The 23,807-nt window shown below is 63.3% G+C and carries 21 protein-coding genes; 8 read left to right on the forward strand and 13 right to left on the reverse strand.

Features of this window, described 5'->3' with window-relative positions; translation table 11 throughout:
- Positions 1–107: 107 nt before the first annotated feature.
- From DEM27_RS01370 to DEM27_RS01395, 6 genes are all read left to right on the forward strand, one after another.
- Entirely contained in the window at positions 108–1,004 is an 897-nt protein-coding gene (locus tag DEM27_RS01370; protein WP_109456389.1) for a LysR substrate-binding domain-containing protein, read from the forward strand.
- Between the two features lie 130 nt (positions 1,005–1,134).
- The gene (locus DEM27_RS01375) at positions 1,135–2,214 is read left to right on the forward strand and encodes an ABC transporter ATP-binding protein (RefSeq protein ID WP_109456390.1); all 1,080 of its coding nucleotides are present in this window, start codon (positions 1,135–1,137) and stop codon (positions 2,212–2,214) included.
- 83 nt (positions 2,215–2,297) lie between these two features.
- A complete protein-coding gene (locus DEM27_RS01380; protein WP_109456391.1) occupies positions 2,298–3,365 on the forward strand; it encodes an ABC transporter substrate-binding protein in 1,068 nt (355 codons plus the stop codon).
- Between the two features lie 199 nt (positions 3,366–3,564).
- Positions 3,565–4,389, forward strand: a complete 825-nt coding sequence (locus DEM27_RS01385) for an ABC transporter permease (RefSeq protein ID WP_165823320.1) — start codon at positions 3,565–3,567, stop codon at positions 4,387–4,389.
- Between the two features lie 6 nt (positions 4,390–4,395).
- On the forward strand, positions 4,396–5,199 hold the full coding sequence (locus DEM27_RS01390; RefSeq protein ID WP_109456393.1) for an ABC transporter permease: 804 nt from the start codon (positions 4,396–4,398) through the stop codon (positions 5,197–5,199).
- Positions 5,200–5,288: 89 nt separating this feature from the next.
- A complete protein-coding gene (locus DEM27_RS01395) occupies positions 5,289–6,893 on the forward strand; it encodes a 5-guanidino-2-oxopentanoate decarboxylase (RefSeq protein ID WP_205908859.1) in 1,605 nt (534 codons plus the stop codon).
- A gap of 349 nt (positions 6,894–7,242) precedes the next feature.
- Here the strand turns inward: DEM27_RS01395 and DEM27_RS01405 are convergent, their stop codons facing one another.
- The 5 genes from DEM27_RS01405 to cysP form a co-directional block, all read right to left on the reverse strand.
- Positions 7,243–7,644 carry a GFA family protein gene (locus tag DEM27_RS01405; RefSeq protein WP_109456901.1) on the reverse strand — a complete coding sequence of 134 codons (402 nt, stop codon included), beginning with the start codon at positions 7,642–7,644 and terminating at the stop codon, positions 7,243–7,245.
- 80 nt (positions 7,645–7,724) lie between these two features.
- Positions 7,725–8,747, reverse strand: a complete 1,023-nt coding sequence (locus tag DEM27_RS01410) for a sulfate/molybdate ABC transporter ATP-binding protein (protein ID WP_109456396.1) — start codon at positions 8,745–8,747, stop codon at positions 7,725–7,727.
- Positions 8,744–9,640: a sulfate ABC transporter permease subunit CysW gene (gene cysW, locus DEM27_RS01415; protein WP_109456397.1), complete on the reverse strand. Its 897-nt coding sequence runs from the start codon at positions 9,638–9,640 to the stop codon at positions 8,744–8,746. The genes DEM27_RS01410 and cysW overlap by 4 nt, the downstream gene beginning before the upstream one ends.
- A gap of 2 nt (positions 9,641–9,642) precedes the next feature.
- Positions 9,643–10,464: a sulfate ABC transporter permease subunit CysT gene (gene cysT, locus DEM27_RS01420; RefSeq protein ID WP_109456398.1), complete on the reverse strand. Its 822-nt coding sequence runs from the start codon at positions 10,462–10,464 to the stop codon at positions 9,643–9,645.
- Positions 10,465–10,729: 265 nt separating this feature from the next.
- Positions 10,730–11,713 carry a thiosulfate ABC transporter substrate-binding protein CysP gene (cysP, locus tag DEM27_RS01425; RefSeq protein WP_109456399.1) on the reverse strand — a complete coding sequence of 328 codons (984 nt, stop codon included), beginning with the start codon at positions 11,711–11,713 and terminating at the stop codon, positions 10,730–10,732.
- 289 nt (positions 11,714–12,002) lie between these two features.
- Between cysP and DEM27_RS01430 the strand changes: the two genes are divergently transcribed.
- Together DEM27_RS01430 and DEM27_RS01435 are read left to right on the forward strand one after the other, a co-directional pair.
- Complete coding sequence (locus tag DEM27_RS01430; RefSeq protein ID WP_109456400.1) at positions 12,003–13,625, forward strand: ABC-F family ATP-binding cassette domain-containing protein; 1,623 nt, start codon at positions 12,003–12,005, stop codon at positions 13,623–13,625.
- Between the two features lie 124 nt (positions 13,626–13,749).
- Complete coding sequence (locus DEM27_RS01435; protein WP_109456902.1) at positions 13,750–14,421, forward strand: ZinT family metal-binding protein; 672 nt, start codon at positions 13,750–13,752, stop codon at positions 14,419–14,421.
- Positions 14,422–14,506: 85 nt separating this feature from the next.
- On the opposite strand, the gene DEM27_RS01440 is transcribed toward DEM27_RS01435, so the two are convergent.
- The 8 genes from DEM27_RS01440 to DEM27_RS01475 form a co-directional block, all read right to left on the reverse strand.
- Positions 14,507–15,022 carry a hypothetical protein gene (locus DEM27_RS01440; RefSeq protein ID WP_128755415.1) on the reverse strand — a complete coding sequence of 172 codons (516 nt, stop codon included), beginning with the start codon at positions 15,020–15,022 and terminating at the stop codon, positions 14,507–14,509.
- A gap of 135 nt (positions 15,023–15,157) precedes the next feature.
- On the reverse strand, positions 15,158–16,465 hold the full coding sequence (locus DEM27_RS01445) for an NAD(P)/FAD-dependent oxidoreductase (RefSeq protein ID WP_165823321.1): 1,308 nt from the start codon (positions 16,463–16,465) through the stop codon (positions 15,158–15,160).
- Between the two features lies 1 nt (position 16,466).
- A complete protein-coding gene (locus tag DEM27_RS01450; RefSeq protein ID WP_109456403.1) occupies positions 16,467–17,825 on the reverse strand; it encodes a glutamine synthetase family protein in 1,359 nt (452 codons plus the stop codon).
- Positions 17,826–17,979: 154 nt separating this feature from the next.
- Positions 17,980–19,650: an amidohydrolase gene (locus DEM27_RS01455; RefSeq protein WP_109456404.1), complete on the reverse strand. Its 1,671-nt coding sequence runs from the start codon at positions 19,648–19,650 to the stop codon at positions 17,980–17,982.
- Between the two features lie 27 nt (positions 19,651–19,677).
- Positions 19,678–20,859 carry a serine hydrolase domain-containing protein gene (locus DEM27_RS01460; RefSeq protein ID WP_109456903.1) on the reverse strand — a complete coding sequence of 394 codons (1,182 nt, stop codon included), beginning with the start codon at positions 20,857–20,859 and terminating at the stop codon, positions 19,678–19,680.
- Between the two features lie 176 nt (positions 20,860–21,035).
- Positions 21,036–22,070 carry an extracellular solute-binding protein gene (locus DEM27_RS01465; RefSeq protein WP_109456405.1) on the reverse strand — a complete coding sequence of 345 codons (1,035 nt, stop codon included), beginning with the start codon at positions 22,068–22,070 and terminating at the stop codon, positions 21,036–21,038.
- A 13-nt stretch (positions 22,071–22,083) separates the two neighbouring features.
- The gene (locus DEM27_RS01470; protein WP_109456406.1) at positions 22,084–22,890 is read right to left on the reverse strand and encodes an ABC transporter permease; all 807 of its coding nucleotides are present in this window, start codon (positions 22,888–22,890) and stop codon (positions 22,084–22,086) included.
- Positions 22,883–23,806 carry an ABC transporter permease gene (locus DEM27_RS01475; protein ID WP_109456407.1) on the reverse strand — a complete coding sequence of 308 codons (924 nt, stop codon included), beginning with the start codon at positions 23,804–23,806 and terminating at the stop codon, positions 22,883–22,885. The genes DEM27_RS01470 and DEM27_RS01475 overlap by 8 nt, the downstream gene beginning before the upstream one ends.
- Between the last annotated feature and the right edge of the window lies 1 nt (position 23,807).

A 23,807-nucleotide genomic window follows, 5' to 3' on the forward strand; every position in this document is an offset into this window, starting at 1 on the left:
CCCCGAACGCCGCTTTGAAAAAGTGAAATGTTTTTCCTGCTTCGACAAATTTCGTTCGCCATTGCCCAAAATCCGGACTAGCCTTTCAAGGTGGTGAAGGAGGTGCGATGCAAAGAATCCCGTCGATGCAGGCCTTGAGGGCGCTGGAGAGTTTTGCCCGCCACGGCACGGTATGGAAGGCGGCCGACGAGCTGAACCTCACCCGCAGCGCCGTCAGCCACCAGTTGCGGCTTCTGGAGCGCGAGCTCGGTTTCCAGATCTTGAACCGCATCGGTACCCGCATCGAACTGACCCAGCAGGGGCTCGGATATGCCGCCGATATCCGCCAGGCGCTGAGCGCCATTTCCGGCTCGGCCTCCCGGTATGCCGGCCGCGGCGTCAGCGGCGCCATCACCGTCAGTTCCACGCCCGGCTTTGCCTCCAACTGGCTGTGCAATTACATCTCCGCCTTTCGCGAGGCCTATCCGGATGTGCGCATCTCGGTGGTGACGCCGCGGCGGCTGGATGATGTCAGCAATCCCGACGTCGATATCTTCATCGCCTTCGGCACCGGCAACTGGCCGAACATGCAGGTGGAGCGGCTGATGGATACGGAATTCTCGCCGCTCTGCAGCCCGGCGCTGCTCTACAAGATCGGCGGGCTCGGCGAACCGGAAGACGTCAAGAAGGCCTGCCTGCTGCACCTGACCGATCACGAGGACTGGCAAAATTGGTTCGCGCTGACCGGCGTCGACCGCGATTATGCCGCCTCCGGCATCATCTTTTCCGACATGAACCTCGTCTTCGCCGCCGCCCTGTCGGGGCAGGGCATCGCCATGGGCGATCGTTTCACCTGCCGGCACGCGATGGAGAGCGGCCAGCTCGTCCGCCCGTTCGACATCGGCATATCGTCGCAGCGCTCCTACTATCTCGTGGCCTCCGAGGCCAAGGCGGACAGCCAGGCGGTGGTGGCTTTTTGCTACTGGCTGCGCTCGGAAATGCTCGAAATTGATGCAGATGCCTGAGTGCCGGCGGCAATCCGGCCAAGCTTTCGGCAGGAGAACGGCAAATAGAATTTGTCTTGCGGGGAAAAAGAATTCGTTTGTCGGATCGAAAAAAGGCTCATACCATTTCCAATAAAAGAAGGAATAAGAAATGGGGAAAAGACAGGGAGCCGCCGAGCTCACTGCGGTGGGAATCGGCAAGACCTTCGGTGACTTCCACGCCTTGCGCGACATTTCGCTGACCATCGGTTCCGGCGAATTCCTGACGCTGCTCGGGCCTTCCGGCTCGGGCAAGAGCACGTTCCTGATGATCCTCGCCGGCTTCGAAGAGGCCACCAGCGGCACCTTGAAGAAGGACGGCGTCGACATCACCCGCGTGCCGGCGGAAAAACGCGCCTTCGGCATGGTCTTCCAGGGTTATGCCCTGTTTCCGCACATGACGGTCGAACAGAACATCGCCTTTCCGCTGCAGGTGCAGGGGCGGGCGCCCGGCGAAATCAAGATCCTCGTCGACGACATGATCGACCGCGTCGGCCTGCGCGGCCACGAGAAGAAGCGCCCCGCCGGCCTGTCCGGCGGCCAGCAGCAGCGTGTGGCGCTCGCCCGCGCCCTGGTGTTCGAACCGGCGGTGCTCCTGCTCGACGAGCCCTTTTCGGCACTCGACAAGAACCTGCGTGTCTCGATGCAGGAAGAGGTGCGCCGCCTGCACCAGGAACTCGGCACCACCTTCGTGTTCGTCACCCACGACCAGTCGGAGGCGCTGGCGCTGTCCACCCGCATCGGCATCTTCAACCATGGCCACCTGCAGCAGCTTGATACGCCGAAGCAGGTCTACGAGCGTCCGGCCAACCGCTTCGTGGCGGAATTCCTCGGCGACGTGAACATCCTGCCGCTCAGCGAGGCGCAGGCGACCGGCCATGGCGGTGAGGCGGTGTTCGAAGGCCGGCCGATCCGGCTGATCGCGCCGGGAGAGGCCGTGACCAAACAATTCGCCATCCGGCCGGAGCACATGGTGTTGTCGGAAAAGGCGCCCGATGACGGCAATATGCTGCAGGCGGAGATCGAGGGCGTCACCTATCTCGGTTCGGAAACGCGCTTTGCCCTGAAGACGCTGGGCGGCACGCCGATTGTGCTGCAGATGCCGACGCGGGAAGTGAGCGCCGGCTTCGAGCCGGGCCGCATGGTCTGGGCCGGCTGGCCGGCCACCCAGGGTTTCTTTGTCGGAAGCTGACCATCGGGTGTGCTGCGGCCATGACAGAATAAACAGCGGGACGGCGTGTCAAACGACCGCCCGATAACCAGAGGAGAACTTGCATGACACACTTCAACCTGACCCGCCGCCGCTTTACCCAGATGGCGGCGCTGATGCTGACCACCAGCCCGATCGCGCTCAACGCCTCGCGCGCCTCGGCTGCCGAAGGCGAACTGGTGTTCGTCAACTGGGGCGGCGATGCCGGCACGGCCTATGACAAGGCCTATGGCGCACCGTTCAAGGAAGAGGCGGGCATCACCGTCAAGCAGGACGGCTCCGGCCCGACGGAAGGCGCCATCGCCGCACAGGTCGAGAGCGGCAAGCCGAGCTGGGACATCGTCGATGCCGACCCGTTCTCCGCCCAGGCGCTCGGCAAGAAAGGCCTGATCGAGCCGATCGACTACGCCATCGTCGACAAGGCAAAGATGCGCGAGGGCTTTGGCTGGGAATATGCCGCCTCCACCTATTTCTTCTCCTACATCATCGCCTACGACGCCTCGAAGTTCGGCGACAAGGTGCCGACCGGCATGGCGGATTTCTTCGATGTCGAGAAATTCCCGGGCAAGCGTTCGCTCTACAAGTGGGGCGCCGGCATGTGGGAAGCCGCACTTCTCGCCGACGGCGTCGAGCCCTCGAAGCTCTACCCGCTCGACCTGGAGCGCGCCCACAAGAAGATCGCCGCCTTCAAGGACAATGTCGTCTCCTATTGGGGCGGCGGTTCCGAAAGCCAGTCGGTTCTGCTGAACGGCGAAGCCTCGATGGCGCTGATCTGGTCGACCCGCGCCAGCCTGATCGAGAAGGATTCCGGCGGTTCGATCAAGTTCGTCTGGGACCAGGGCCTGATCTCGCCCGGCGCCATGGCCGTGTTGAAGGGCAATCCCGGCGGCAAGGATACGGCGATGAAGTTCATTGCCAGCGCCCAGGACCCGAAGAAGCAGGTCATCATGTTCGAAATGCTCGGTCAGGGTCCGGCCAATCCGGCCGCCGACGCGCTGCTGTCTCCCGAGCAGGCCCGCCTCAACCCGGTCGACCCGGCCAACATGTCGAAGCAGGTCGCCCTCGACATGGCCTGGTACGAAACCAATTACGGCCCGGCGCTGGACGAGTATACCAAGATCATCTCGGCCTGACGCCGCAGTTTCCCCTTCTCTCCGCTGGGGAGAAGGGGTGTGCCGGCCCCGCTCGTTTCATCGCCTGCGGTCGGTGGAAAAGAGAGGGTGCCGCGCTGGCGAACATTGAAAGCGCCGCCAGTTCCCTCGCCCCTCGGGGAGAGGGCCAGGGTGAGGGGGAATCCCTTGCGCCACCAGCTATAACCGAGGAGAACCGACGATGAGTGAGAGGATGAAACCGGCCCTGCTGTTCGGCCCGCTGGTGCTGTTCCTGTGCCTTGCCTATTTCGTGCCCTTCCTCGGCGTCATGCAGTGGAGCGTCACCCTGCCGGAGCCCGGCGTCGGGCAATATGTCAAGGCGGTCTCCGATCCGCTGATTATCTCGGTGTTCATCCGTACCTTCCGCATCTGCCTGATCGTCACCATCCTCTCCATCGCCGCCGCCTATTGCATCGCTTACATCTGGGTGCGCGGCACGCCGATGCAGCGGCTGGCCATGGAGATCTGCATCCTCATTCCCTTCTGGATCTCCATCCTGACGCGCGCCTTCGGCTGGGTGGCGCTGCTGACCAATCGCGGCCTGATCAACACCTGGCTGCAGCAGATCGGCATCATCTCCGAGCCGCTGACGCTGGTGCGCAACGAATTCGGCGTCGTGCTCGGCATGACGCATTTCCTCATTCCTTTCGCCGTCTTCCCGATCGCCTCGGCCATGCGCAGCCTCGACGAGCGGGTGCTGATGGCCGCCCGCGGCATGGGGGCGACGCGGCTGCGCACCTTCTGGGCGATCTTCGTGCCGATGACGTTGCCGGGCGTGCTCGGCGCCGGCATCATCGTCTTCGTCTTCGCGCTCGGCTTCTTCATCACCCCCGCCATCCTCGGCGGCGGCCGCAGCGTCATGATCGCCGAACTCATCTATCTCCGGCTGTTCCAGAGCCCCGACTGGGGCCTGGGCGCCGCCATGAGCGTCATTTTGATGCTGATCGTCGCCGGCCTGCTGGCGCTGATGATGCGTTATGCGCGCCCCAAATCCATGCTGCGGTGACCGGCCATGTCGAAACCCACGCCCGTCGCCGTCATACTCGCCTCGCTGGTCGCACTGTTTCTGCTGCTGCCGCTGATCGCGGTCATACCGGTGTCCTTTACGCCGACCCGCTTCCTCGCCATGCCATCAGGCGAATGGTCGTTGCGCCATTACCAGGCGCTTCTCGACAATCCGGCCTGGCTGCAGAGCATCTGGCTCTCGATCCGTATCGGCATCCTGAGTTCGGTCATCTCCACCACGCTGGCGCTGATGTTCAGCCTCGGCATCTGGATGTTCCGGCCGTGGTTCGCCAATATCCTGCTCGGTTTCGTGCTGCTGCCGATGGTGGCGCCGCCGGTTGTGTCGGCGATCACCCTCTACTTCTTCCTGATCGGCCTGTCGAAGGTCAACGATCTCGTCGGTTACGACACCTGGATCGGCGTCGCCGTCGCCCATGCGGTGATGATTGCGCCATTCGCCGTGGTGCTGATTACGGTTGCCCTGTCGCAGGTGGACCGCCGCATCGATCTCGCCGCCCGCGGTTTCGGCGCCGGTATTCGCACCCGCATCTTCAAGGTCATCCTGCCGAACATCCGCTTCGGCATCCTGACGGCGCTGTTCTTGTCCTTCGTGTTGTCCTGGGAAGAAATCGGCGTGACGCTGTTCGTTACCTCGGTCAACGCCATCACCCTGCCGCGCATGATGTGGATGGGCCTGCGTGACAATATCGATCCGGCGATCGCGGCGATTTCCGTGGTGCTGATCGCCATCGTCATCGCCGTCATCCTGGCAAAGACGGTCGTCACCGCCATGCTTTCGCGCAAAGGCTGAGATTTCGCTTGCGCCGCCCATGGCGGACTTAATATACAACTGTATAACAAATAACGACGCGCGGGGAGACAGGCGTGATCAGCACGGGCATGTATCTGACGAAATTGCTGGAAACCTATGGTGTGGACACGGTCTTCGGCATTCCCGGCGTGCACACGGTGGAGCTTTACCGCGGCCTTGCCGGCAGCGCGGTCCGCCATGTGACGCCGCGTCACGAACAGGGCGCCGGCTTCATGGCCGACGGGTATGCCCGCGCCACCGGCAAGCCGGGCGTCTGCTTCATCATCACCGGTCCGGGCATGACCAATATCGCCACGGCCATGGGCCAGGCCTACGGCGATTCGGTGCCGATGCTGGTGATCTCCACCGTCAACCAGCACGGCCGCATGGGGTCCGGCGACGGCTGGCTGCACGAACTGCCGAACCAGCAGGCGCTGATGAGCCAGGTTTCCGCCTTCAGCTACACCGTCAACCGGCCGGAAGAGCTGGCGCTGGTTCTCGCCCGCGCCTTCGCCGTCTTCGACAGCGAGCGGCCGCGCCCCGTCCACATCGAGCTGCCGATCAACGTCATGCTCGCCGATGCCGGCCACCTGCCGGTGCCGGAAAAGGTGACGCGCCTGTCGCGGCCCGCCGGCGATGCCGTGGCAATCGCTGCGGCGGCAAAGGCGCTGGAAGGTGCCAGGGCGCCGGTCATCCTCGTCGGCGGCGGCGCGATCAAGGCGGCGGGCAAGGTGCGGGCGCTGGCGGAAAAGCTGGATGCCCCCGTCATCTCCAGCACCAACGGCCGCGGCATCCTGCCTCCCGGACATCCGCTCACCGTGCCGTTGTCGCCGAGCTGCGCCTCGTCGCGTACGGTCATCGAGGCGGCCGACGTGGTACTCGCCATCGGCACCGAGTTCGGCTCGACCGATTACGACATGTACGAGGACGGCTTCTTCCACATTCCCGGCACGCTGATCCGCGTCGATATCGATCCGAAGCAGATCATGCGCACCCGCGCCGCCGAAATCGGCATCGTCGGCGATGCCGGCGCCTGCGCCGAGGCGCTGCTGGCAGCCTTGCCGGACGGCAACCATGACGGTGCCGCGCGTACCGCCGCCGCCATCGCCAAGGCACCCGCCGACCTGACGCCGGCGATGCGCGGCGATCTCGCCATGCTGGCCACCATCCGCGACACGCTTGCGGATGTGCTGATCGTCGGCGATTCCACCCAGCTGGTCTATGCCGGCAATCTCGGCTTCCGTTCGGCGCAGCCGGGCAGCTATTTCAACTCGGCGACCGGCTACGGCACGCTGGGTTACGGCCTGCCGGCGGCCATCGGCGCCAAGGTCGGCCAGCCCGGCCGGCCGGTGGTCTCGCTGGTCGGCGACGGCGGCCTGCAGTTCTCCGTCGCCGAGCTGGCCTCGGCAACCGAGGCGAAGACGCCGGTGATCCTGATGCTGCACAACAACAACGGCTACGGCGAGATCAAGTCCTACATGGTCTCGCAGAACATCCCGCCGCTGGGCGTCGATATCTACACCCCGGACCTCCTGGCGATCGGCGAGGCCTATGGCTGGCATGCCGAGGTGCTGGCGCATTATGCCGACCTGCCGGCGGCGCTGAAGGCGGCGGCAAGCCGCGATATCCCGACGATGCTGCTTTTCGGAGACGAGGTTCGCGCCGAAGCGGAGAAGGTTGCTCCCGCGGTCTGACACGGGCGACCCTTGCCTGATTGTGCGCCCGGAAACTGTGAAATCGCTTCCGGAGCCTGGTACTGTACCATCGGCAAGACGGTTAAGCGGTCGCTGTTCAAATATGAGGTCAGCGGCCTCTCTTATCGCCAGGGGGTCGACCATCTCTATCCGCCGTTGTTCGTGACGCTGAGCGATGTGGAGAAGCCGCTTGGGCGAGCCCGGCGGTCGAGTTTTTGCCAGGGTAACTCGATGGCTCCCGTCACGCGAAGCGAGATGGAAACCATCAAGTAGTCAAAGGTAATGCGCCACCGCCTAAAGCTCGGCTGAAATCGACAGGCGGCATTCTCGCGACCGGCCTATGCGGCGGTCAAAACCAGAGATCACGCACACAGCGCCCTTGGGACGGCAGGTCTTCAAACGTGTCGAGCCCGTCGAAATGATCGATGGGCAGGTCTTCGACGCGTTCCGGCGGCGCAAGCCGCACATTGACCGCCATCCGTCGCCGACCTTCCTGGTCGAGGCGCAGGCCGCGCCAACTCAGCACACAGGCGCAGGACGGGCAGAACAGGATTTCGAGCGACGACCGCTCCGGGCCGGAACGGGTGTATGAGGCTGTCTCGCCGTTGAGGGCGATGCGTTCGCCTTCGTAATCATAGGCCCACAGGGTGCCGTAGCGCCGGCAGAGCGTGCAGTTGCATGCAGTGATCGAGCCCGGATCGCCCTCCAGCGTCCAGCTCGCCTTGCCGCAATGACATGTGCCCGTCAGTATCGGCATCCGTTGACCCTGCTGCCTCTCCGGCAGCATTCTGCCCCGATTGCCTCACGATCGCAACCGGTGCGGATCATGTGTCAGCCGGCTGGAAAGACGCGCGCCCGGCGGATGCGGACCATGCCGCGGTCGCCGGCCCTGACCTCGGTTTCCGGCGCCACGTCGAATTCCAGCGCGTCGCCCTGGTCGGTGGCGGCGATGACGCGGCGGTTGCCGGGGCGGTCGAGCACCTGGCGGACGCTGGCGGGAATGCCGGCGCCATCAAGCGCCCAGTCGAGGTCGTTCGGCCGCACATAGACGTCGGCCGGCCCGTCCGCGCAACCGGGGGCGTCGATTTCACCGGCGGGCAGCAGCGCCTTGCCGGCCCTGACCGTCGTCGAAAGCGTGTTGGTGTCGCCGAGGAAACGCATGACGAAAGCCGAGTTCGGCGCGCGGCACACCTCGTTCGGCGTGCCCTGCTGCACGATCCTGCCTTCGTTGAGGATGACGACGCGGTCGGCGAGGTCGAGCGCCTCTTCCTGGTCGTGGGTGACGAACAGCGTTGTGATGCCGAGTTCGGCATGGATCTCGCGCAGCCAGCGGCGCAGGTCGCGGCGGACATTGGCGTCGAGCGCGCCGAAGGGTTCGTCGAGCAGCAGCACCTTGGGGTCGACAGCCAAGGCACGGGCCAGCGCCACGCGCTGCCGCTGGCCGCCGGAAATCTGCGCCGGAAAGCGGTCCTCCAGCCCTTCGAGCTTGACCAGCCGCAAGAGGTCGCGAACCCGCTTCGCGATCGCATCGGGGGACCGCCTGACCTTCGAAACCTTCATGCCGAAGGCGATATTTTCGCCGATCGTCATATGCGGGAAGAGGGCGTAATGCTGGAAGACGAAACCGACGCCGCGGTCGCGCACCGGGATGTTGGTGGCGTTCTTCTCGCCGAAATAGATGGTGCCGCCATCGGAATATTCGAGCCCGGCGACCATGCGCAGAATCGTCGTCTTGCCGGAGCCGGACGGGCCGAGCAGCGCCACCAGCTCGCCGCTTTCGATATCCAGCGAGACGCCGTGCACGGCGCGAAACGTGTCGAAGGTCTTGACGACGTTGTCGAGGCGGATCTTCATGATGTCTTCTCTGCAATTTTGGAAACGGGGGCGACAAGCGCCGGGCGGCGCGAGCGGCGGCCGGCGCCGCGGCGCTCCAGCGCCACCTTGGCGACGATGGTGACGAGGGCGATCAGCGTCAGGATCGAGGCGGCGGCAAAGGCGCCGGTCGTCTGGTAATCGTGGTAGAGCAGTTCGATATGCAGCGGCAGCGTGTTGGTCTGGCCGCGGATGTTTCCGGAGACGACCGAGACGGCGCCGAACTCGCCCATCACCCGCGCATTGCACAGGATGATACCGTAGAGCATCGCCCAGCGGATGTTCGGCAGCGTCACGGAAAAGAAGGTGCGCCAGCCGGAAGCGCCGAGCGAGGTGGCGGCCTCTTCCAGATCGCGCCCCTGCGCCTGCATCAACGGAATGAGCTCGCGGGCGACGAAGGGGGCGGTGACGAACATCGAGGCGAGGATGATGCCCGGCAGCGCAAACAGGATCTTGATGTCGTAGGCACCGAGCAGCGGCCCGAACAGGCCCTGCAGGCCGTAGACGAACAGATAGGCGACGCCGGCGACGATCGGCGAGATCGAGAAGGGGATCTCGATGACGACGAGCAGGAAACGCCGGCCGGGAAAATCGAACTTGGTGATCGACCAGGCGGCGGCCACGCCGAAAGCGGTGTTGAGCGGCACGGCGATCAGGGCGGTGACCACGGTCAGAAGGATCGCATGCAGCGTGTCCGGATGGGCAATGGCGGCAGCGAAGACCTTCACCCCTTCCGAAAACGCCTGCGCGCCGATGACGATCAGCGGCGCCAGCACCAGAAGCGCGCCGAAAAGCAGCACGACTGTTATCAGCGTGCGGCGAACGGCCGGGCTATCGCCGACGCGCGGCGGTTTTTTCGATTTGGCCTGCTGCATGGTCAGTTCCGGATGGTGTAGCGCAGGGCGCGGGCCTGCAGCAGGTTGGTGAGCGCCAGCATCGCGAAGGCGGTGATCAACAGCACGGAAGCGATCGCCGCGGCTGCCTGGTAGTCGTATTCCTCCAGCCGGATGAAGACGAGCAGCGCGGTGATTTCCGTCTCCATCGGCTTGTTGCCGGCGATGAAGATGATGGCGCCGAATTCGCCGAGCGAGCGGGCGAACGACAGGGAGAGGCCGGCAAGCAGGGCAGGGGTGAGCAGCGGCAGGATAACCTTGCGGAAGATCGCCCAGTCGCTGCCGCCGAGCGATTGCGCCGCCTCTTCGAGCGCCGGATCGAGATCCTCCAGCACCGGCTGCACGGTGCGGACGATGAAGGGCAGGCTGGTGAAGCACATGGCGATCATGATGCCGATCGGCGTATAGGCGACCTTGATGCCGAGCGGCGCAAGCAGCGAGCCGAACCAGCCGTTATTGGCAAACAGCGCCGTCAGCGCGATGCCGGCGACAGCCGTCGGCAAGGCGAAAGGCAGGTCGACGAGCGCGTCGACGAAACGCCAGCCGGGGAAGCGGTAGCGTGTCAGCACCCAGGCGAGCGCCAGGCCGAAAAACAGGTTGAAGACGGTGGCGGCGAGCGCTGAGAGCGCGGTGACGCGGTAGCTCGCCACGGCGCGCGGCGAAGAAATGATCGCCCAGTAATCCTGCGGCCCGAGGCTCGCGGCCTTGAAGACGAGCGCCGCCAGCGGCAGCACGACGATCAGGCCGACATAAAACAGCGTGACGCCGAGCGACAGCGGCAATCCCGGCAGGACATTGCGTTTCAACGGGTTTCCCTTCTCACATGTCTTTCAAACGTCAAAGACCCAGCGCGCTTTTGGCCGCTGGGTCAGGCTACCGACAAAGCCCGTAAACCTCTCTTCCGTCATGCTCGGGCTTGTCCCGAACATCTGCAACCCGTTGATTTCACGATATATTGGCAAATCATCGGCGCAGGCGGAGGATGACGTGGACTATAACGGCTGGTTTCCAATTCTTCACGCCCGCTGTTTTTGCTCGCCGGGGTCCGTTTCTGTCGATCGGCTTTACGGTTCAGCGTTCGCCGTAGAGCTTGTCGAGGATGCCACCGGAGGCGAAGTGTTCTTCCTGGATCTTCTTCCAGCCGCCGAACACGTCGTCCACCTTCACCAGCCGGATATCCGGGAATTTGTCCTTGAATTCGGCAACGACCTTTTCATCATGGACGCGGTGGCCGAATTCGGCGGCGATGCGCTGGCCTTCCTCGGTGTAGAGGAAATCGAGGTAGCTCTTGGCCAGGTCGCGCGAACCGCGCTTGTCGGCCACCTTGTCGACGATGGCGACCGGGAATTCCGCCAGCAGGCTCACCGAAGGCACGACGCTTTCGAACTTGTCGGTGCCGTATTCCTTGGCGATCGACCGGGTTTCCGCTTCGAAAGTGATGATGACGTCGCCGATTTCGCGCTCGACGAAAGTCGTCGTCGCCGCACGGCCGCCGGTATCGAACACCGGCACGTTGTCGAAGATCTTCTTGACGAATTCCTCGACCTTCGCTTCGTCGTTGTCGAAGGCTTCCTTGGCGTAGGCGGTGGCTGCCAGATAGGTGTAGCGGGCGTTGCCTGATGTCTTCGGGTTCGGGAAGACGATCTTCACGTCGTCACGGGCCAGATCGCCCCAGTCCTTGATGTTCTTCGGATTGCCGGCGCGCACCAGGAAGGACGGGAAGGAATAGAAGGGCGAAGCGTTGTTGGGGAAGCTTTTCTGCCAGTCGGGCGAGACGAAACCGTTCTTCGCCAGGAAATCGATGTCGGTTACCTGGTTGAAGGTCACGACGTCGGCTTCGAGGCCCTCGACGATGGCGCGGGCCTGCTTCGAGGTGCCGGCATGCGACTGGTCGACCTTGACGCCCGGATGCTGCTTGACGAAAGCCTCGTTCTCGGCGGCGAAGACCTCGCGGGCGACGTCGTAGGACGCGTTGAGGATCGTGGTCGGCGACTGGGCAAGAGCCGGGCCGGCGAGGGTCGCCAGGGCGGCGCCGATAAGCAGAAGGCGTTTCATGGATGTCTCCGCGGAAAATTCGCTAAATCTCTGATGCTCCGGAAAATAGCTGCGGGTGGAAAGCAGCGCGAGACATCCGGGACTGCGCATCCGGAGGATGATAGAAAGATTCACTCCCAAACCCGGATTTTGCGGGAGAAGATTTCGATTGCGGCAAAACCGGGGCGTCTCACCGTCAGGTGACCGGCCGCATGTTGCCGCACTGCAACAAAAGTGGCGGGAAAAGCTGCGACATCGACTGGGACTCGTGGCATAAGGGCGCCGCAACAATCCCGGGCGCCGAAGACACATGATCCGCATCGAAAACATCAGCAAGCAGAACAGCCACCGCATCCTCTTCATCGAGGCGTCGGCGGCGCTCAACAGGGGCGAGAAGATCGGTCTCGTCGGCCCGAACGGCGCCGGCAAGACGACGCTGTTCCGCATGATCACCGGCGAGGAGCAGCCGGACGAAGGCCAGGTGTCGGTCGACAAGGGCGTCACCATCGGCTATTTCGACCAGGATGTCGGCGAGATGTCCGGCCGCAGCGCGGTCGCCGCGGTCATGGACGGCGCCGGGCCGGTCAGCACCGTCGCCGCCGAGCTGCGCGAGCTCGAAGCCGCCATGGTCGATCCCGATCGCCTCGACGAGATGGATGCGATCATCGAACGCTATGGCGAAGTGCAGGCGCGCTACGAGGAGCTTGATGGCTACGGCCTCGAAGGCCGGGCGCGCGAGGTGCTGGACGGCCTGAGCTTTACCCAGGAAATGATGGACGGCGACGTCGGAAAACTGTCCGGCGGCTGGAAGATGCGCGTGGCGCTCGCCCGCATCCTTCTCATGCGTCCGGACGTGATGCTGCTCGACGAACCGAGCAACCACCTCGATCTCGAAAGCCTGATCTGGCTGGAACAGTTTTTGAAGGGTTATGACGGCGCGCTTCTGATGACTTCGCACGACCGCGAATTCATGAACCGCATCGTCAACCGCATCATCGAAATCGACGGCGGATCGCTGACGGTCTATTCCGGCGACTACGGTTTCTACGAACAGCAGCGGGCGCAGAACGAAAAGCAGCAGCAGGCGCAGTTCGAGCGCCAGCAGGCGATGCTTGCCAAGGAAATCAAGTTCATCGAGCGTTTCAAGGCGCGCGCCTCGCATGCCGCGCAGGTGCAGAGCCGCGTCAAGAAGCTGGAGAAGATCGACCGCGTCGAGCCGCCGCGCCGGCGTCAGACGGTCGCCTTCGAATTCCAGCCGGCGCCGCGCTCGGGCGAAGACGTGGTCAACATCAAGAACGTCCACAAGGCCTATGGCAGCCGCAGCATCTATTCCGGGCTGGACTTCATGGTCCGCCGCAAGGAGCGCTGGTGCATCATGGGCATCAACGGCGCCGGCAAGTCGACGCTTCTGAAGCTCGTCACCGGTACGGCGGCGCCGGACCAGGGCACCGTGACGGTCGGCGCCAGCGTCAAGCTCGGTTATTTCGCCCAGCACTCGATGGACCTGCTCGATGGCGACGCCACCATCCTGCAATGGCTGGAGGAAGCATTCCCGAAGGCGGGCCAGGCGCCGCTGCGGGCGCTCGCCGGCTGCTTCGGCTTTTCCGGCGACGACATCGAGAAGAAATGCCGGGTGCTTTCCGGCGGCGAGAAGGCGCGGCTGGTGATGGCGCGCATGCTGTTCGATCCGCCGAATTTCCTGGTGCTCGACGAGCCCACAAACCACCTCGACCTCGACACCAAGGAAATGCTGATCAAGGCGCTGTCGGAATATGAAGGCACGATGCTGTTCGTCTCGCACGACCGGCATTTCCTCGCAGCCCTGTCGAACCGGGTGCTGGAACTGACGCCGGATGGCATCCATCAATATGGCGGCGGCTACACGGAATATGTCGAACGCACCGGCCACGAGGCGCCGGGCCTGCGCAGCTAACCAATCGTCGAGCGATGCGAAAAAGGGCTTGCATGCGGGCGTGATCGACGTTATCTCGATCAATGTAATGGTATTACATTACTAATCTTGGAAGATGCGCCTTCCGACAACCATCGAGGTGAAGATGCAAAAGATGTCTGGTGGCCGGCGGGCCGGTCTTGTCCTGGGAGCCGTTCTGGCACTGGCAACGGTGTCTTTGACGACGAACGGAGCGAGCGCCGCGTCGGAAAAGACCCACAACCATACGCATTCCGAAAACGCCAAGGATGTCTATCACGGCTATTTCGAGGACGATCAGATCAAGGCGCGGCCGCTTTCGGATTGGCAAGGGGAATGGCAGTCGGTCTATCCCTATCTGACCGACGGCACGCTGGAGCCGGTCTGGGCCCACAAGGCGGAAAGCGGCGACAAGAGTGCGGCGGAATACCGCGACTATTACACGGCCGGCTATAAGACCGATGTCGATCGCATCGTCATTGCCGGCGACAAAATTACCTTCACGCGCCAGGGCAAATCGGTTTCGGGACAATATGTTACGGACGGCAACGAAACCCTGACCTACAAGAAGGGAAATCGCGGCGTGCGCTTCATTTTCAAGAAAACCGACGGTGATGCCGACGCGCCCGGCTTCATCCAGTTCAGCGATCACAAGATCGCGCCGGAGAAGGCCGATCACTATCATCTCTATTCGGGCAACGATCGCGCGGCCCTGCTGGAGGAGGTGACGAATTGGCCGACCTATTATCCGGCCTCGCTCGACGGCAAGCAGATCGTCGATGAGATGATTCAGCACTGATCAGCTGCCGGGCACTGCTTTCCCTCTTCTCCCCGGCGGGGAGAAGAGGGTGGCCCCGGCTTGCCCTGCACGCCTGAACGCGCCCTCAGGGCCGCGACGAGATATTCACCTGCGCCGCGGTGCCGACATTCATAAAGGAAATCTCGGCGTCGTCGCGCGTCCAGATGGCGGAGCGGGAGATTTCCGAATCCTCTGCCATATCCGGCGCGCCGAACGTTTCCGTCAGCGCCTTTTCCAGCGCCCGGCCGTCATGGGTGGCGTAGACGCAGGCACGGTGGCCGTTGGCGCCGTGGGCGATCCAGAAGGACAGCGCGTCGGATTTGCCGTCCTCGCCCCGCTGCCAGCCGGAAACCTCCACCGGACCGCCGAGATAATCGAGAAACGAAGCGCGCCAGTTTTCGAGCTTGGCCTCGCTCATGCGCGGCCAGCCGAAACGTTCCGCCTTGCGCAACGCTTCGGCAAAGACCGGCGTGCGGCAGAAATCGTAGAGTTCGGCGATGGTGATGTCGCGCGGCGCGGCCGTTGCGGACAGCACGACAGAGGCAGCGGAAACCATTGCCGCAGTTGCTATCGTGCGCGCCAATTTCAACGCTGCGGTCATGAAGTCTCCACCCCGTATCCCTGTTGCTTGAACTAGGGGTAATTCCGGGGAGTAGCAAGGGCGAGCGACGGCCGATTGCCTATGGAATGAAAGGGCGCCGTCTGCCGCCTTCTCCCCGCTGGGGAGAAAGGGAGTTCAGATGCCGAGCTTGTCGCGCATGCCGTACCACCAGGCGCCGAGCATGGTCAGCGGCACGCGGAATGTCTTGCCGCCGGGGAAGGGGTAGTTTGGCAGCGAGCTCCATATGTCGAAGCGTTCCGCGTGGCCGGCCACCGCCTCGCCGAGGATCTTGCCGAGCAGATGCGTGGTGGTGACCCCGTGGCCGCTGTCGCCATGCGAGAAATAGACATTGTCGGCGAGCCGGCCCATATGCGGGATGCGCGTCAGGGTCAGCGCGAAATTGCCGCTCCAGGCATAGTCGATCTTGACGTTTTCGAGCTGCGGGAAGGTCTTCAGCATGTTGGGGCGAATGACGCCGGTGAGGTTTGCCGGGTCCTGGCCGCCATAACCGATGCCGCCGCCGTAGAGCAGCCGGTTGTCGGCGGTGCGGCGATAGTAGTCGAGCACGTAATTGGCGTCCTCGACGCAGTAGTTGGCCGGCAGCAGGCCTTCGATCAGCTCCTTCGGCAGCGGTTCCGTCGCCATCACCTGGCTGGAAACCGGCATCATCCGGTCGCCGATCTGCGGCAAGAGCTTGCCGAGATAGGCATTGCCGCACACCAGCACATATTTCGCCTTCACCGCGCCGCGCTCGGTGCGGACGATTGGATGGGCGCCCATGCCGACGGATTCGACGCGGGAGTTTTCGAAGATCCGGCCGCCTTGGTTTTCCACGGCGGCGGCTTCGCCGAGCACGAGATCGAGCGGATGGATATGGCCGCCGAGCCTGTCGATCATGCCGCCGACATAGCGGTCGGCCTTCACGTATGTGCCGACATCGGCCCTGGAGACCATCTCCAGCCCGCCATGGCCGTGCTTTTCCCAATGGGCCTTGTGGGCCTCCATCTCGCGCACTTGCTTCGGCGTGAAGGCGGCGAAGAAGCCGCCATGCACGAGGTCGCAGTCGATGGCGTATTTGGCAATGCGGCCGCGGATGATCTCGCCGCCTTCCAGCGACATGGCGCCGAGCTTCACCGCCTTGTCGCGGCCGTAGCGCCCGGCGATGGTCTCCAGGTCGCGGCTGTAGCCGTTGACGATCTGGCCGCCGTTGCGTCCCGACGCGCCGAAGCCGATGCGCACCGCCTCGACCACGGCGACGGAATAGCCGCGCTCAACCAGTTCCAGGGCGGCGGATATGCCGGTGAAGCCGGCGCCGATGATGCAGACATCCGCCTCGATCTCGCCTTCGAGCATCGGCCGGATCTTCTGATCCCTGGCGCTTGCGGCATACCAGGAAGCGGCGTGGCCGGGGTTGGTGCTGGCGGAGGAAAGCTTGGCGGTCATGTCAGACGATCCTGATATATGCGTCATATTCGACGTCGGTGACGCGCAGCGAGAATTCCGAAAGCTCCTGCTGCTTGCAGGCGGTGTAGAGCGCGCGGTATTTCTGGCCGAGCGTTGCATAGGCGAAGCTGGATTTGGCGAAACGCTGCAGGGCGTAGTCCCAGTTGGTCGGCAGCGGTTCGTGGTTGATGGCGTGCTCGTCGCCGGTGATGGCGCCGCCCGGCTGCAGCTTTTCCTTCATGCCGGTCAGCGCCGCATTGAGGATCATGGCAAGCACCAGATAGGGGTTGGTATCGGAGCCGGCGACGCGGTGCTCGATGCGGGTCGCCGGCTTGGAGGCCGTAATGACGCGCACGGCGGCGGAACGGTTGTCGAAACCCCAGGAGGCATAGGTGGGCGCATGTTCGCTCGGCCGCAGCCGGCGATAGGAATTGGCGTGCGGCGCAAATACCGCCATGCTCTCGCCCATGTTGGCCAGAAGCCCGCCGACGGAATGCATCAGCGTATCGGCCGGCCCGTCCTCGCCGACATAGATGTTGCGGCCGTTTTCGTCGAGAACGGAGAAATGCACGTGCATGCCGCTGCCGGCCTGCCGGCCGTAGGGCTTGGCCATGAAAGTGGCGTCGAGATCGTGCTTGCGGGCCACACCCTTGACGATGCGTTTCAGCAGCACGGCATAGTCCGCCGCCTGCAGCGCATCCGGCACGTGGTTGAGGTTGATTTCATACTGGCCGGGGCCGTTTTCGCGCAGCGTCGTATCGGCGGCGACCTTCTGCGCCTTGCAGGCGATCGAGATGTCGTGGAACACCTCCTCGAAATCCTGCAGCTCGGAGATCGACAGGACCTGCGTCTGGCCGGTATGCCAGCGGCCCTCGCGCGAATTCGGCGGACGAACCGGATCGAGCGCCGAGCGCACCGGGTCGATCAGGTAGAATTCCAGCTCCGTGGCGACGACGGGCGTCAGCCCCACTTTCTTGTAGCGATCCAGCACGTCGGCCAGCGTCTGGCGCGGATCGGCGAAGAAGCGGCTGCCATCGGCATTGTGCATGGCGAGCATGACCTGCGCCGTCGGCCGGTTGAGCCAGGTGACGCGCGACAGGGTTTCGGGAACGGGGAAGCAGATACCGTCCGGGTCGCCGGTTCCTTCCGCAAGGCCGGCGGTATTGACGTCGCGGCCCCAGACGTCGAGGGCATAGACGGAACGGGGGATCGCCATGCCCTTGGTCAGCACGTCGAGGGCGCGTTCGCGCGGGATCCATTTGCCGCGCGGCACGCCGTTGACGTCGATCACGAAGGCTTCGAGAACTTCGATATCCGGGTTCTCACGCAGGAAATCCTGCGCATAGGTCATATTGTCCATAAGGCACCAAATTGATGAAATGTTCTGGCCTGCAGTCGCGGACGCAGACGCGTCCGCGCGAAAAAGGTCGTCGCTAACGATAGCCCGTCTCTTCGTTGTAGATCAGAAACCGTATCATGCTTATGCCTTCACCGCCTTGCCGGGCGGTTCTTCCTCATGCTTCGTAAGTGATCTTGCCGTCGCAGATCGTCTTGACCGGACGAACCGCTGCCAGTTTGTCGAAGGCCGTCGCCTCGACATCGGCGTCGAGGATCACCATGTCGGCGAGATAACCGACCTTCAGCGTGCCCTTGCGGTCTTCCATGAACTCCACATAGGCGCCGCCCTTGGTATAGGCTGCCAGCGTTTCATGCAAGCTCAGGCGCTCGTCCTTCATGCCTTCCTTCCAGACGCCGCGGGTCATGGCCGATTCGATGCAGTTCATCGGCGCCAGCGGCGAAACCGGCCAGTCGGTGGCAAAAACGATCTTGGCACCGGCATCGACCAGCGTCCGCCAGGCGAAGGCATAGGGCCAGCGCTCTTCGCCGATATAGGTGAGGTAGGGCTCCGTCGGCAGGCCGGCGCAGCCCGGCGGATGCGTCGGCTGCATCGAGGCGACGGTGCCGAGTTCGGCGAACCGCTTGATGTCGTCGGGATGCACCACCTCGATATGCTCGATGCGGTTGCGGCTGTCGCGCTTGCCGTTCGCCTTGGCGGCGGCTTCGTAACCGTCGAGAACCATGCGCACCGCGCCGTCGCCGATGGCATGCACGGCGATCTGCAGGCCGAGCTTGTCGGCGGCGGTGGTGATGCTGTCGAAATGCTCCTGGGTGAACAGCGCCTCGCCCTTCCAGCCCGGCTTGTGGCTGTAATCGTCGACGAACACGGCCGTCTCGCCTTCGGTCACGCCGTCCACGAACATCTTGACGAAATCGCTGCGCAGCCGGTCGGTGTTGAAGCGGGCGCGCCAGGTGGCTGCCTTGTCTTCCAGGTCGGAGAGCGGCATGAAGTTCTTCATGTGGAAAGGAATGCGCACGCGCACCGGCAGGGCGCCTTCCTTCTCGATCTCGTCGATCAGTTCCAGCTGGTAGAGATTGCCGTCCATGTTCTGGATCGAGGTGATGCCGAGCGAGGCGCAATAGGCGAGGCCCTCTTTCAGAACGGCGATATCGTTGGCCCGGTCTTCCGCCGTCACGTTTTCCGGCTCGCCGCCGGTGCCGACGCCGAGCATTTCGCGCGCGCCGGTCTTGCCCATGGTGGAAACCGGGCGGATGGCGTTCGATTCGCGCAGCTCGCCATTGGCCAGCCCGTCCTCGCCCATGACGATCTCGTTGCCGACGCCGACGTCGCGGCCATGCAGGATGCCGGCCTTCTCAAGCGCGATGGTGTTGGCCCAGGCGATGTGGTGGTCGGGGGCAAACATCAGCAACGGCCGGTCGGGCAGGATGCGGTCGAGATGATGGCGGGTGACGCGTTCCTCGTCGGAAATGATCGTGTAGTCGGCCGACTGCGCCACGATCAGCGCCAGGTCGGGGTTGGCGGCGGCATAGTCGAGAACTGCCTTCTTCAGCGCGTCAAACCCCTTGACGCGGAACAGCGACAGTTCCGAAAGCTCCACCGAGCCGCCGAAGATGTGCACATGCGCATCGTTGAAGCCCGGCAGCACGCTCTTGCCTTCGGCGTCGATCACCATCGTGTCCGGGCCGGAGAAGGCGGCGACATCCGCCTCGGTGCCGACGGCGATGATCTTGTTGCCGGCGATCGCCAGCGCTTCGGCGCGCGGCTTGGCCTCGTCCATAGTGAGGATCCGCGCATTGCGGATGATGAAATTCGCTTCGGTCTGCATGATGTTCCCTCGTATCGTTCTTGTCTTTCAGAGCGCCAGGCGCCCGATGGCGCGGAAGAAGGAGATCGTGTCCTTCTCCATCGCGTCGTTGATCGGAATGAGCTGCGACGAAACGGTGGCGATCACCGTCTCGGTGGACGGATCGACCCACAGCCACTGTCCATGGATGCCGATGCCGCAATAGGAGCCGTCAGCCTCGCCGGTCTGGTACCACTTGCTGCGGTAGCGGCCGTTGGCCAGCAACTGGCTGCCGCCGTCGATCCATGCCTGCCGGTCGCCGTTCTGCGTCATGTCGGCGATCCAGGCCGGCTTGACGATCTGCCTGCCGCCGATCGCGCCGCCCTGGCGCAGCAATTCGCCGACGCGGGCCAGGTCGCGGGTGGTGACGTTGATGCCGCCGGCCGTGCGCGGGCTGCCCACGGCATCGACGGTGACATACCCGTTGTTCCTGGCGCCGAGCGGCTTCCACAGCAGTTCCGACATCAGCTCGGCGAAACGCACGCCGGTGATCCGCTCCAAGAGCATGCCGAGCATGTCGGAGTTGGGGGAAAGATAGGTAAACTTGCCGCCATGCGGCCTGTCGGCCTTCTTCAGCGACAAGAGGAAATCCGGCAGCGTCTCGTTCGGCAGGCCGGGGTCGCGCGGATTCCACAGGGTGGCGCGGCGATAGCGGGCGAAGGCGCCGTTCGGATCGAGATAGGCCTCCTCGAAATCGAGGCTGACGCGCATGTCGAGCACGTCGCGGTAGGTAGCGTCGCCATAGGCGCTGCCGGCAGCTTCGGGAATATAGGCGCTCACCGGCTTGTCCGGGTCGATGACGCCCTGTCCTTCCAGAATGCCTGATATCAGCGCCGTCAGCGATTTGCTGACCGAAAAGATCACGTGCGGCCGGTTCACGTCGGCATGCGGCGCATAATATTCGCCGACGATCTTGCCGCTGCGCATGACGACGAGACCGTCGGTATGGGCATGGCGCAGGAAGTCGCCGACCTTGGAAATGCCGTCGATGCCGGGGTCGATCGGCGCATCGACAATGCTGTCGGGAGCGATTGCCTCTTCGGGCTCGACCTTGGCGCAGGTGATTTCGGCGGTCGGAACGAGGTCGCGAAGATTCTGGAAGGCCCAGACATTGTAGGGGGCGGTTCGCCAGGTAGCGAGCGTCACGTCTGCGCGGGCAAAGCCATGCGTATCGGAAAAGGTACGGGTCATCAAAATCATCCGCCGATGCGCGGAGGAGCAGGGCGCTCCTCCGCTCGGCAGTCCCTGTTTGTGGCCTACAGCGCCGCGCGTCTTTAAAGACGCGCTAAGGACGCTGTAGTACTTTGAAAGTGCTGCATAATTTTATTCTCAAATCGATTCCGCTTTGAGAAATTATGCAGGTGCCGTTACTTCTGCAGTTCGGTCCAGATCTTGGTGTAGATTTCCTGGATTTCCGGAGCGCAGGCGAGGTTGAACTTGCCGGCAGCCTTCAGTTCTTCCGGAATGTCGATTTCCGGCGCACCCTTCATGTCGGCGGGCATGAAGGCGTCGGAGCCCTTGATGCCGTTGGCGTAGCGGGCGAAGGTCGAGATCATGCCGGCATTTTCCGGGTCCATGATGAAGTTGAGGAACAGCTTGGCGTTGTCGACGTTCTTGGCGTCCTTGACGATGGAGGCGTTGTCCATCCAGATCGGGTAGCCTTCCTTCGGATAGCCGTAGGCGACATCCTTGTTGCCGAGACGGGCACGGAAGGAGGCGCCGTTCCAGTTGACGCCGGCCATCAGGTCGTTCTTGATGTATTGCTCGACGTTGCCATAGGCCATCGAGGCCCACTTCGGCTTGGCGGCGATCAGGATGTCGCGTGTCTTCTTGAGGATTGCCTTGTCGCCCGTGCAGGGTTCGCCACCGGCATAGGTGACGGCCATGTGCATGACGTCGGACATTTCCGGAACGACGTTGACCTTGCCGACCAGTTCCGCCGGCGGGTCGAGGAAGATCGCGGAGGTGTTGATGTCACCGGCATAGGCCGACTTGTTGACGGTCACGCCGGTCGTGCCCCACTGCCACGGAACCGAATAGTGGCGGCCCGGATCGAAGGGAACGTCCACCCACTGCGGATCGACGTTCTTGAAGTTTTCCATCTGGTCGGGGCGCGACTCGAGCAGCAGCCCTTCGGAAATCCAGATCGGCATGACGCTTGCCGACGGCACGACGATGTCGAAGCCGTGACCGCCCTGGCGGATCTTGGCAAGCGCGGTATCGTTCGAATCGTAGTCGGTGACGGTCACCTTCACCTTGAAGGTGTCTTCGAACTTCTTGATCATTTCGGGGCTGGTGTAGTTGCCCCAGTTATAGATGTTCAGCTCGCCTTCCGCATGCGCGATGGCCGTCGAGCCGAGCAGCGCCAGCGCAAGTGCTGCAAATCCCAGTTTCCGTTGCATGCATGTTCTCCTGTTATGATGTTTTTTCGTTTCTGCTGAGGAAGAAGAAGATTGTCACGATGGCAAACGACAGCAGCAGAAACACTGTCGAGATCGCATTCATTTCAGGTGTCACGACACGGCGCAACTGCCCGAGCATATAGGTCGGCAGGGTATCCTGCCCGCCAGATTTGACGAATTCGGTGATGACCACGTCATCCAGCGAAATGACGAAGCCGAGTATCATGCCGGCGAGGATGCCGGGCCACAGCAGCGGCAGCGTCACATAGCGGAACGCCTGGAACGGCGTGGCGTAGAGATCGGCGGCGGCGCGCTCCAGCGTCAGGTCCATGCTTTCCAGGCGCGCCCGGATCGGCAGGTAGGCGAAGGGGATGCAGAAGGCGGCGTGGGCGGCGATCAGGTAGCCGAGGCCGGAATAACCGGTATAGACCTTGATCTGCGAGAAGAAGATCAGGAGCGCCACGGCCGTGACGATTTCCGGCACCAGCAGCGGCAGGTTGATGAAGGCGTATTTGAAGGTCAGGCCGCGATATTGCGCCGTCCGCGTCGTTGCGATCGCCGCCATGGTGGCGACGACGGTGGCGACGATCGCGGCGCAGAAGGCGATCTGCAGCGAGCGGATCGACGCATCGACCACCTGGGTGTTGTTCCAGGCGCTGTAGAACCAGCGCAGCGAAAACCCTTCCCAGACCGCAATGGAGGTGCCGGCATTGAAGGCGTAGACCACCAGGGTGACGATCGGCATGTAGAGGCCGATGAAGCAGATCATGGCGATCGTGGAGAAGCCGGGAAGGCGTTTGACGGAGAACTGCCTAGCCATGGGTGCCTCCTGACCGGCTGGCGTTGCGCACATAATAGAGCATGGCGAACAACACGATGATGACGAGCGTCACCGACAGCGAGGCGCCGAGCGGCCAGTTGCGGCCCTGGCCGAACTGCAGTTCGATCAGGTTGCCGATCATCAGGTTCTTGCCGCCGCCGAGAACACGCGGAATGACGTAGGAGGAGAGCGCGGGAATGAAGACGAGGATCGAGCCGGCGATCAGGCCCGGCTTCACCAGGGGCACGATCACCCGCATCAGCACGTTGAAGCGGCTGGCATAGAGATCGTAGGCCGCCTCGATCAGCCGGAAATCCAGCTTGTCGATGCTGGCATAGAGCGGCAACACCATCAGCGGCAGAAAGACGTAGGTCATGCCGACCAGGATGGCGAAATCGCTGAACATCATCGGTATCGGCGCGGCGATGAGGCCAAGCCCCATCAGCAGCGAGTTGACGATGCCTTCGTTGCGGATCACCTCCTGGATGGCGAAGGCCCGGATCAGCATGTTCGTCCAGAAGGGGATGGTGATCAGGAACAGCCAGATCTGGCGTGTGTGGATCGGCCGCGTCGCGATGAAATAGGCGGTCGGAAAGCCGAAGACGACGCACAGCACCGTGGTGACGATTGCCAGCTGGATGCTGCGCAGGAAGATCGAAAGGTGGGCGTCGGCGAGGGTGACGGTGTCGTCGAAGATGTCGCGGCTCAGGAGAACGTTGAACCAGGCCTCGGTGGAGAACTCCCACTTGACGTCGCCATAATTGCCCGGTGCCAGGAAGGAATACACCACGACGATCAAAAGCGGCCCGACACCGGCGACGGCAATGAGGATCAGCGCCGGCGCGCTGAGCAGCCAGCGGCTGCGGATGTCTTTCTTACGGACAATTTCGCTTGCTTCTGCTGGGCTGATGGCCATC

The organism is Rhizobium album, assembly GCF_003122325.1.
Taxonomy (GTDB): domain Bacteria; phylum Pseudomonadota; class Alphaproteobacteria; order Rhizobiales; family Rhizobiaceae; genus Metarhizobium; species Metarhizobium album.